Annotated in this window: 9 protein-coding genes; 5 read left to right on the top strand and 4 right to left on the bottom strand. The window is 38.3% G+C overall.

Annotated features, from left to right (window positions below; all coding sequences use genetic code 11):
• Window positions 1-70: 70 nt before the first annotated feature.
• Both fnr and uspE read left to right on the top strand, forming a co-directional pair.
• Window positions 71-835 (top strand): fumarate/nitrate reduction transcriptional regulator Fnr, encoded by a 765-nt coding sequence (gene fnr, locus Q7657_RS16350; protein ID WP_053989741.1) that lies wholly within the window; start codon window positions 71-73, stop codon window positions 833-835.
• Between the two features lie 280 nt (window positions 836-1,115).
• The gene (uspE, locus tag Q7657_RS16345; RefSeq protein WP_107166979.1) at window positions 1,116-2,057 is read left to right on the top strand and encodes a universal stress protein UspE; all 942 of its coding nucleotides are present in this window, start codon (window positions 1,116-1,118) and stop codon (window positions 2,055-2,057) included.
• Window positions 2,058-2,088: 31 nt separating this feature from the next.
• Here the strand turns inward: uspE and Q7657_RS16340 are convergent, their stop codons facing one another.
• Window positions 2,089-2,388, bottom strand: coding sequence for a hypothetical protein (locus Q7657_RS16340; RefSeq protein ID WP_107166980.1), 300 nt, complete (start codon window positions 2,386-2,388; stop codon window positions 2,089-2,091).
• 162 nt (window positions 2,389-2,550) lie between these two features.
• On the opposite strand from Q7657_RS16340, the gene Q7657_RS16335 reads away from it, so the two are divergent.
• On the top strand, window positions 2,551-4,281 hold the full coding sequence (locus tag Q7657_RS16335) for a trypsin-like serine protease (RefSeq protein WP_107166981.1): 1,731 nt from the start codon (window positions 2,551-2,553) through the stop codon (window positions 4,279-4,281).
• Between the two features lie 3 nt (window positions 4,282-4,284).
• Window positions 4,285-5,037 (top strand): protease inhibitor BamI-like protein, encoded by a 753-nt coding sequence (locus tag Q7657_RS16330; RefSeq protein ID WP_258178290.1) that lies wholly within the window; start codon window positions 4,285-4,287, stop codon window positions 5,035-5,037.
• Between the two features lie 34 nt (window positions 5,038-5,071).
• On the opposite strand, the gene ttcA is transcribed toward Q7657_RS16330, so the two are convergent.
• Window positions 5,072-5,965 (bottom strand): tRNA 2-thiocytidine(32) synthetase TtcA, encoded by an 894-nt coding sequence (gene ttcA, locus Q7657_RS16325; protein ID WP_045062873.1) that lies wholly within the window; start codon window positions 5,963-5,965, stop codon window positions 5,072-5,074.
• Between the two features lie 182 nt (window positions 5,966-6,147).
• On the bottom strand, window positions 6,148-7,323 hold the full coding sequence (locus Q7657_RS16320) for a D-alanyl-D-alanine carboxypeptidase family protein (protein WP_008987040.1): 1,176 nt from the start codon (window positions 7,321-7,323) through the stop codon (window positions 6,148-6,150).
• Between the two features lie 354 nt (window positions 7,324-7,677).
• Between Q7657_RS16320 and Q7657_RS16315 the strand changes: the two genes are divergently transcribed.
• The gene (locus Q7657_RS16315; protein ID WP_107166982.1) at window positions 7,678-9,159 is read left to right on the top strand and encodes a carboxypeptidase M32; all 1,482 of its coding nucleotides are present in this window, start codon (window positions 7,678-7,680) and stop codon (window positions 9,157-9,159) included.
• A 64-nt stretch (window positions 9,160-9,223) separates the two neighbouring features.
• On the opposite strand, the gene Q7657_RS16310 is transcribed toward Q7657_RS16315, so the two are convergent.
• The gene (locus Q7657_RS16310; protein WP_107166983.1) at window positions 9,224-10,552 is read right to left on the bottom strand and encodes a hypothetical protein; all 1,329 of its coding nucleotides are present in this window, start codon (window positions 10,550-10,552) and stop codon (window positions 9,224-9,226) included.
• Window positions 10,553-10,726 lie beyond the last annotated feature (174 nt).

Here is a 10,726-nt window from a genome sequence, read left to right as displayed (position 1 = left end):
TTTATTACTCGTAATAATGCTTCATAATATGTTAAAATATTGACCTACATCAAATTGGTTAGACAGGCATATGATTTCAGACAAGCTTACAACAAAACGTATCCAATCAGGCGGTTGTGCTATTCACTGTCAAGATTGCAGTATTAGTCAGTTATGCATTCCTTTCACTCTGAATGAGTCTGAATTAGACCAGCTGGATCAAATTATCGAGCGTAAAAAGCCGATCCAAAAAGGTCAGGAACTGTTTAAAGCCGGTGACGAATTAAAATCACTATATGCAATTCGTTCTGGCACGATTAAAAGTTATACCATTACTGAACAAGGTGATGAACAAATTACTGCGTTCCACTTGGCTGGTGATCTTGTTGGCTTTGATGCAATCAATGAAATGCAACATCCAAGTTTCGCTCAATCATTAGAAACGTCGATGGTTTGTGAAATTCCATTTGAAATCTTAGATGACTTATCAGGTAAGATGCCAAAGCTTCGTCAACAGATCATGCGTTTAATGAGTAACGAGATCAAAGGCGACCAAGAGATGATCTTATTACTTTCTAAGAAGAATGCTGAAGAACGTCTTGCTGCTTTCTTATACAACCTATCATTACGTTTCTCACAGCGTGGCTTCTCCCCTCGTGAGTTCCGTTTAACCATGACACGTGGTGATATTGGTAACTACCTTGGCTTAACTGTTGAAACAATTAGTCGTTTGCTTGGTCGTTTCCAAAAATCAGAAATGTTAAGTGTTAAAGGTAAATACATTACGATTATCGATCATGATGAGTTAGCCCGTCTTGCAGGTGTAGCTAAAAATACTAACTTGTCACAACAGTAATCTTCTTTTCATTTACTGTGTAGCGAAAGCATCGTTATTAACGATGCTTTTTTATTACTTCTAAATCCTGCCTTTTCGTTTATTTATTTGCTCAACGTATCAAAGTTTGCAAAATTTTGGCTAATATCATTCCCATAACTTCCTATACTAGGTTACAGTGTTTATAAGGATTTATTTTAATCTCTTGAAATAAAAGCATATAGCAAACGCTATGCGACTTTAGTGTTTAGGTTAACCACTATCAAGAGACTGCCTACACGCTGTGTGTAAAGGAGGCATTATGCAAAAGTATAAAAATATCTTAGTTGTTGCAGATCCAGAAAAAGCAGAGCAACCTGCCATTTCACGTGCAGTTCATATCGCTAAGATGACCAAAGATGTCAAAATTATTGTCTTCTTAGCTATTTATGATTTTTCTTATGAAATGACATCCATGCTCTCGTCAGATGAACGTGATGCCATGCGTCGTGGTGTTGTCATGCAACGAGAAGAATGGCTAAAAGAAATCATCACGCCATATATCGACCAAGGTATTGATATTGAAATCAAAGTAGTTTGGCATAATCGTCCTTATGAAGCCATTATCGCTGATGTGTATAGTCAAGATATCGACTTACTTGTAAAAGCAACACATGAACATGATCGTTTAGGTGCAGTTATTTTCACCCCAACCGATTGGCACTTACTGCGTAAATGTCCAATTCCTGTATTGCTGGTTAAAGGTAATAATTGGCCTGAGCGCGGCAAAGTTTTAGGCTGCGTGAATATTTCTACTGATGATGATACTCACGATGGTCTGAACGATAAGATCGTAAAAGAATCTTTAGCTTTTGCCTCTATAGCAAATGCTGAGGTTAACTTGGTCAATGCCTATCCTGCCACACCGGTTAATATTACGATTGAATTACCTGAATTTGATCCTGCTAGTTACACCGATGCTGTTCGTGGTCACCACTTAACAACAATGAAAGCATTACGCCAAAAGTATGGGATCAGTGAAGAGCAGACTCATGTACTTGAAGGCTTACCTGAAGATATCATTCCGCAAGTTGCCGAAGATATTAAAGCCGAGTTAGTTATTTTAGGGACTACAGGTAGAACAGGGTTATCTGCAGTATTTATTGGTAATACCGCTGAAAATACCATTGATAGTTTAAATTGTGATTTGCTAGCGCTCAAGCCTGATGGTTTTATCAGCCCACTTGCACCAAATCTTGATTAAGAAAAGGCCTCAATTGAGGCCTTTTTTTCTGCTATTTTTTAGCGTCTTCTTGCATGGTTAGCCATTTCGCAAACTTGGTAACGTACCACTCATTTGCTTTTTTCTCGCAGTAAGAACGGCTTAATTTACGTTTTTTCCATTCAGCAGCAACAGCGACGCGTGTTTGATTTGAACTGCGCTTATTTAAGTAAACAGCACATAACTGATCATTACTCATCTGCTGAGCATAGCCATTTACTTGTCCTCCCCCTAAGCCCAACTGTTCAGCTTGGTGTGAGCTACATCCTGCTAATAAAACAAGGCTAGAAGCCAATAAAATGCTACGTAACATAGTCATCTCGACTGTCAAAATTTTTGCTTATCTTATCAGCTTAAAAACTCAAAGAATATTCATTAAATATAACTTGTGAGCTTAGATCATTCTTATTTTTAATACTCTTATCAATAGGGAAAAAACTAAAATATCAGTAAGGATTCTTCACTGGTCAACGTCATGAATAATTATCGTTTTAAACATCGTTATGTCTGTTGTCTTGCCTTATTTTTTTCAAGTTTTGCGTTTTCTCTTGGGATTAATGATAGTAAATACATAGAATTAGGTGGCAGCTTAGACCCCAGCATAGTAAATAATGTTAGCGCTGTTTTAGAACAAAATGCCAATGCTGAACGATTTAATGCGGTCGGCTTAGTTGTTGCTAGTGGCTATTGTTCAGGAACGTGGTTAGGTAGCGATGAAACACACAGTTATATTTTAACTGCCGCTCACTGTTTAGCAGGTTCCGAAGGCACTGAATATTCAGGGCAATATGTCACATTTAAACAGCAAGATGGAACAGTGCTTGCTGCTGGTCAATCAACCAATTATTTCCAAAACTTTACCGATTGTAGTAACGATATTGCTGTAGCAAAGATCCCCAAAGTTGCAGATCCTATTGATAGTGCAGGTAATGTTATCCCCCAACCTCTAGTCGATAACAAGCTAAACACAGATTTACTGTTAAGCCCTACCACTTTTACTGGGTTTGGTATTTTTGGTACTCGCACATTAGGTCAATTAGCCTATATAGGCAAACGTCATGGTGAAGGTCATATACGTTATTACTACCGTGATTGTTTAATTAACCAAGCAATAGAGAATACAGACTCTTGGGCATTTGGTAGCCCTGGTGATAGCGGTTCTGCGATTTGGCAAACCCGTAACGATCGTCAAGTTGCTGTTGGTGTTACTTCATGGTGGTTTGGTTGGTATTACGGGTATTCAGGCCATGCACCTATAGCTCTTCATATTGATTGGCTAAAAAGTGTTGTCCCAATGCTACAAACGCTTGATAACCAAGAACCCGAGCCGCCAGTTGTTGGACCTCAATGGTTATTGACAGAAGAAGCTCCGATAGAAACCGATCCTTTAGAGCAAGATGTCCGAGGCTCCGTTTATTATGTTAAAGGCCAAAATGTTGTTGATGGCCCAACACGTTTCATCTGGCGCTACCCTCGTGATTTAACGAAGTTCTCTGTCATGATGGTTGATCCTGCCACCAATGTTGAACATAAAGTCTGGTTAAGAGGTCAACGTAAAACCCATTGTGGTTGGGGAAGAATTAATAACAGTGCATGGTGTTACCCTGCACCTAATTTAGGCCAACTAAAACTTGAATTCTCACAAACAGATAATCCGAAGCTGCCAATTGGTTCTTATGAAGGTGTGTTTAGCCTAATGGCGAAAAGCCTTTATGACTACAACTATTCTGATGAAGTAGAAGTTGCTGTTGATATTGCTATTACATCTTTACTACCAAGCGATGGGTTAATTACTAGCGACACTCCGTATGTCGGACCTCGTTATGAAGAAACCGTTTATGGCACCGTTTATTATCTGTCAGAGCACAGTATCAGCGGTAATCGTGTTGTATGGCGTCGATATAATCGTGGTCACACTAAACTTGAAGTAGAAGTTAAAAATACCACAACGGGTGATATTGAAACGGTCATTTTACGAGGTGAGCGTAATCTCGGTTGTGGTTGGACAATCATGAATAACGCCGCCTACTGCCGTTATCAACGCCCTATTTATGGTGAGTTAAGAGTCAGCTTCATACCTGATGATAACGTAGGATTACCGGTTGGTGAATATGTTGGTTCCGTTTCTATCACGGCTAAAGGCCTACATAATAGAAACTTCCGCAAAGATCTTAACTTCGATGTTCAACTCAACATTACAGAGTAATTTATGAAAAGAGTGACCCAATATTTTAGTCTTGCCCTATTTATTGGGTTGCTCTGTATCTTTATGTTCAAACCGACTAAGGAGATGAATGCAACACAACCACCCAAAGTAGCCAATAAAGTAGAGAAGCCTTCTACTGTTGATGCTATTAGTGGAGATGTTGCAGAAAAACCAGCAAACTTTGAATCGTTAATTAGTGATGAAATCGTTAATACCGAAGATGAACGCTATGTTGCAGAGGAAGACATTGAAGGTAATCCACCTTTACATGGTAATCGAGGCTATCACGCATCTCAGCCTATCATCACGGAAATTAACCTATTAACAGGTGAAGATCTCTGGCATTACAAACCTAATTTACTAGACAAAGTGAAAAAAGAGCAAGGTATACCAATGCTACCTATAGAAAGCATTGTAGAAATTAATGACGAACTGCTTACCGATTTAAAAGTCGGTGATAGCTTAGTCTTCACCATGCCCAATGGTGCAGAACAACAAATAGTAATAGCAAAAATAAATAAGATAAGTGACAAAGTCACTGCATGGGATCTTCAGAATACACAGCGTCAAGATATAGGAAAGATCACACAGATAAATGACTTAACAGAGGGTTCGTTTATTACTGATAGTAAAGACGAATATCACTTAAGGACAGTGAAAAATAAAGGATGGTTAACAAGCAAGAAACAGTTAATTAGTAATAACAATGAGGCAGTATATAGAAACAGTGAAGCTTATTCTGATCTCATTAAATGAACGGGCTTAGGAAGAGCCCGTTCCTTTCTTATGTTTAGATGTTGGTTACATCGATAAACATAGATTCATCAATATTCGTTGATGATACCGTCGCTTCGTTAAAGGCATATTCCGCCTTCTCACCTTCACGATCTAGTGGCAAGTTAACAAAATCAAATAGGTTCTTATCTGCTAACTGGCTTGGGCTGATGTTTTGGATTGACTTGAAGATAGCATCAACACGACCCGGCGTTTTCTTATCCCAGTCAATCAACATTGCTTTAATGCTCTGACGCTGAAGGTTTTCTTGTGAACCACATAAGTTACAAGGAATGATCGGGAATTCTTTATGCTCTGCATATTTGATCAGATCTTTTTCACGACAGTACGCTAACGGGCGAATAACCACGTTACGACCATCATCAGAACGTAGTTTAGGTGGCATTGCCTTTAAACGAGAACCATGGAACATGTTTAGGAACAAGGTTTCCACGATATCATCTAGATGGTGGCCTAGTGCAATTTTTGTCGCTCCAATTTTCTCAGCAAATGAGTACAGCGTGCCACGACGTAGACGAGAACAAAGACCACAAGTTGTTTTACCTTCTTCGATCTTCTCTTTTACTACTGAATACGTATCTTTATCTACGATGTAGTAAGGAATGTTAAGGCTAGCAAAGTACTCTGGAAGAATGTGCTCTGGGAAACCAGGTTGCTTTTGATCAAGGTTTACAGCCACAACATCAAATTTAATTGGTGCTGCTTTTTGTAGATTTAGCAAAATATCCAGCATCGCAAATGAATCTTTACCGCCACTGATACATGCCATAACAACATCATTTTCTTCAATCATGTTGTAGTCAATAATAGCGTTACCGACATTACGACGTAGACGCTTTTGCAGCTTATTAAATTCAAGTACTTCTTTACGATTATCTGTCTGATTCATTACTACTTCTCTCACCATCGGTAACACCGACAGTAGAATTGCTGGATAAGAATTTATAGGGCGTGAATTATACGGATTTTCAACCAAACAGGAAATAGTTAACTACGGTTAAAATATTAACCAGAAATTAGAGACAAAAAAGCTCGGCCTAAACCGAGCTCATTTTGAAAAGTGTTGTGTGATTAGCTAAATAAACCAGCAAAGAACTTCTTCACATGATCAACTAAGCGGCTAAAGATACTGCCTTCTTCCACAGCATCTAGTGCTACAAGTGGTTGAGACCCCACTTCTTTACCATCAACCAAGTAAAGTACCTTACCTACTTCTTCGCCTTTAGCGATTGGGGCATCTAACTCACCATTAAGCTCCACGCTTGCTGTTAGTTTTTTAGTATCATTGCGTGACAGCGTAACGTAGCTTGACTTATCAACACCTAACTCTACGTTCTCTTTATTACCAAACCACACACGTTCAGAAATGATCTTATCACCAGCCTTGTGAGGAACAACGGTCTCAAAGAAACGGAAGCCGTAATTTAATAACGCTTTACTCTCGCTTTCACGGATCTTAGTGCTCTTGGTGCCCATCACTACAGCAATTAAACGCATGTCACCTTCTGTTGCAGAGCTTGTTAAGCTGTAGCCTGCACCACTGGTGTAACCGGTTTTCATGCCGTCTACATTCATGCTCTTATCATGTAGCAGACCATTACGGTTACGCTGAGTAATGTTGTTATAAGTGAATGATTTTTCGCTATATAACGGGTAAATATTAGGTAAATCACGAATTAACGCTTGGCCTAATAACGCAATGTCGTATGGCGTGGTGTAAAGATCGCCATGATCCAAACCGTGTGGGTTCGCAAAGTGAGAGGAATTCATCCCTAACTTCTTCGCCCATGAATTCATCAAGCCAACGAACGCCTGCTCTGAACCTGCAACGTGTTCAGCAATCGCAACACTTGCATCATTACCAGATTGAATAATTAAACCACGAAATAAATCCATCAGTGGCACTTCACTACCCACTTCAATAAACATCTTTGAAGAATCAGGGAAATTACGCGCCCAAGCATTACGGCTGATCACCACCACATCATCTTTACTGATGTTGCCCTGTTTCATTTCTTGACCAGCAACGTAGCTCGTCATTAACTTCGTTAAACTTGCTGGATTTAATTTTTCGTTAGCATTCTTTTCAACTAATACCTGGCCAGTATTGTAATCCATTAAAACATAACCTTTCGCACTCAGTGTTGGTGCATCAGGAATAACAGATGGTGCTGCTAGTGCTGAAAATGACACAGTACAAAGCGCAGTAACACCAACGAGAGAGAAAAGCGGCGAGGTCTTTTTCATTTGAGGCAAAGTCCCTTAAAAATACGATAAAACAATCTAGATAACTATTCGCAATAAAATGCAGCAACAGATTAAACCAAATAGGTATATAGATTGATGTCCATTATAACGTTATAAATGCGAAAAACTTGCTTTTGTAACACTGTCTTACGATTTCGTTTTTGTCTTCACATTTATAGCCTTAATCCTGCTAAATATAAATGTTTTATCTTGCCTCTATCACGTTTTTTGTCGCTTGCTCACGTTGTGATAAATTTTTAAACATAGAAATGAACCTTTATTTTTTTAACTTGCTATTCAATAGTAAGTACATGAGGTAAATTTATTTTTTCATTTGAAATATCAGGACAAATAATGAGCTATTACAAAAAACTAGAACAGCATGCTCGTAAGTTATCTCGCTTAGATCACTTAAGTGCCATTTGTGGTTGGGATCAAGCTGCTATGATGCCAAGTGGCGGTGCAGAAGCACGTTCAGAAGCCATGGCAGAGTTAGCTGTTATTTCTCATGAACTTTCTACTGCCCCTTACCTAGAAGAATGGTTTGCAAGTGCAGAGAAAGAAAACCTAACTGATGAACAACGTGTTAGCCTTGCTGCTTTAAAGCGCCAATGGATGATGCATAACATTTTGCCGGCAGAGCTGGTGGAGCAAAAATCATTACTAGGCTCGCAATGTGAACATGCTTGGCGTACTCAACGCCCTGCAAATGATTGGGAAGGATTTAAAAAGAACCTTGAGCCGGTTGTTGAATTAGCCCGTAAAGAAGCTGCTATTCGTGCCAAAGCAACAGGGCTTAGCCTTTATGATGCCCTACTTGATCTTTACGAACCGGGTATGACAACAGAAGTATTAGATCGTATCTTTGCTGATGTAAAAACGTGGCTACCTCAGTTAATTCAAGATGTTCAAAATAAACAACTAGCAGAAAGTATTGAGCCTTTAACAGGCACTTTCCCTATCGAGCAACAAAAAGCATTAAGCCTTAATGTGATGCAGTTACTTAACTTCGACTTTGATCATGGTCGATTAGATATCAGTACTCACCCATTCTGTGGTGGTGTACCGACAGATGTGCGTATTACTACACGTTATGATGAATCGGATTTTACTTCAGCACTAATGGGCGTGATTCACGAAACAGGTCATGCACGTTATGAACAAGGACTGCCAAAACAATGGCGCGATCTTCCTGTTGGTCAAGCACGCTCAATGGGTATTCATGAAAGCCAATCGCTATTTTTTGAAATGCAGTTATCACGTAATGTGGATTTCGCACAACAACTAGCACCATTGGCACAGCAGACATTTGGTCGTGAATCAGATGCAGCTTTAACGGCAGAAAATATCAATGCGATTAATACCCGTGTTAAGCCAGGTTACATTCGTGTGGATGCTGATGAAGTCACTTACCCTGCTCATGTGATTTTACGTTATGAAATTGAACGTGATCTTATTGAAGGTAAAATTGAAGTTGCAGATATTCCAGTGATTTGGGATGAGAAAATGCAAGCCTACTTGGGTATTGATACCAAAGGCAACTTCAAAGATGGCTGTATGCAAGATATTCACTGGACTGATGGTAGTTTTGGTTACTTCCCTTCATACACATTAGGTGCAATGTATGCCGCACAATTTATGGCAGCGATGAAGCAAACTGTAGATGTAAAAGCAGCTATTACATCAGGTGATTTATCCCCAATTTTTACATGGCTTGAAGCGAATGTTTGGTCTAAAGGCTGCACGCTTTCAACTGATGAATTAGTGAAACAAGCAACAGGTGAAACGTTAAATCCTAAATATTTCCAAGCGCATTTGAATAGTCGTTATTTATAGTACGATAACAAAAAAGAGCAGGCGTTAATGCCTGCTCTCCTTCTTGTTAGTACAGTTAATAAAACTACTTATTCCACTGCTCAAAGATGTTGTCAGCTAATGTTTTATTCTCTGTAGCAAAGTATGGAATTTGAATGTTTTCTGATGTTCCGTAATTAAAAATCAAAAATTCGTCATCTAAATCAGATGCTGCGGTTTTTGACATAATGATATCTGAACCATCAGCCGCACCTTCAATAACTAGATTACCATCGCTATCAATTTTCCAAGAAAATTTACTCTCTTCATCATCTTCTAAAATAGTTACTTCATTGCCTTCAGATGAGTATTTCAATGTTACAAAATCTGGATCAGGAGTACCTGTCGTTGAATCATCCCAAAAGTGATAGAGTGTTTTTCCTGAAAAATCACTTTCAGTAAGAGCTACATATTCATTTAACTTCTCGGTACTGTCTTTTTCAATAAATAAAGACAATTCGTTTTGAGTTGTTTTTATTAACATCCAATCAGAGCTGAAATGTACAATATAATCTAATGAATCATTAGCAACCTGGAAGCTATCATCATTATATTTAATAGTATGTGATTCTTTTTTACCGTTATTTACAACTGAAACTTCAGTATCATTAAAAGTCACATCAGTAAAAACGCCTTCTTCTTTAAACTGTAACTCATTGGTATGAATAACAGTAAATGTTTCTGAAGTGAGGCGATCTTTTAATGTATCGATAACTTCAAACTTATCTAGATCTTCAGCGTTATTGATATACTCATTAATGTCTTCTAACGTGGTTTTTGCAATATCTACAAGCTTCTCACTATCCGTTTTATTTATAATTGACTTTGTTAAAGTTCTAGCAAGAGCATGTATCTTTTTAGCATCACTTTCTGTTTCTTCTGAATTTTTTTTCGCAACGTAATCGCTTGATAGTACTTCAAGAGGTAAATTTAATTCAGTAGCTAACTCTTCAAGAGTTTTATCCGTATTGTATGCCGTTGTTGAGAATGGTGAGATAACCTCAACACCCGCGTCGGCAACAAAAGTAAAGTCTTTTTTAATTGCACCTTCATTATCAGTATCTGATGTTCGACCCGCAACAGCTTTGATAATTACAGGATATTGAGTGTCAGCTTCATCAAGAGAAAACTGACCTTCTTCACCTGTTACTTGATCAAGCTTTTCATCTTCGTCAGCAATTTTATTTTTATTACGGTCAACATAAATATCAGCATTAACTAAATAACCATCAATTGCTTTATATTCTTTTGTTGTAACCTCTTTTTCCGTTGTTACAGTTTCAGTAGGCGATGCTTCTTCACTACTACTACCACCGCCACAAGCCGTTAATGTCAATGCCGCTGCCATAGCCAAATATACTTTAGTCTTTGTCATTACTTTATCCTATTTGAAATTATTATTAATCCATTCCTGACGTTGCATTTAATAGATCGACAGCATGTTAGGTGTTTGATTTTCTATGTTCAAATATCGAGAGACTATAGGTGGCTAGGTGATAACTCTTAATATTCCATATATAATAGAATTAAAATTAAATATTATAATTCG

It is taken from the genome of Candidatus Photobacterium acropomis (assembly GCF_030685555.1).
GTDB classification, from domain to species: domain Bacteria; phylum Pseudomonadota; class Gammaproteobacteria; order Enterobacterales; family Vibrionaceae; genus Photobacterium; species Photobacterium lucens.
The sequence above is the reverse complement of the archived record's forward strand: the minus strand, read 5'-3'. Positions and strand labels throughout refer to the sequence as shown.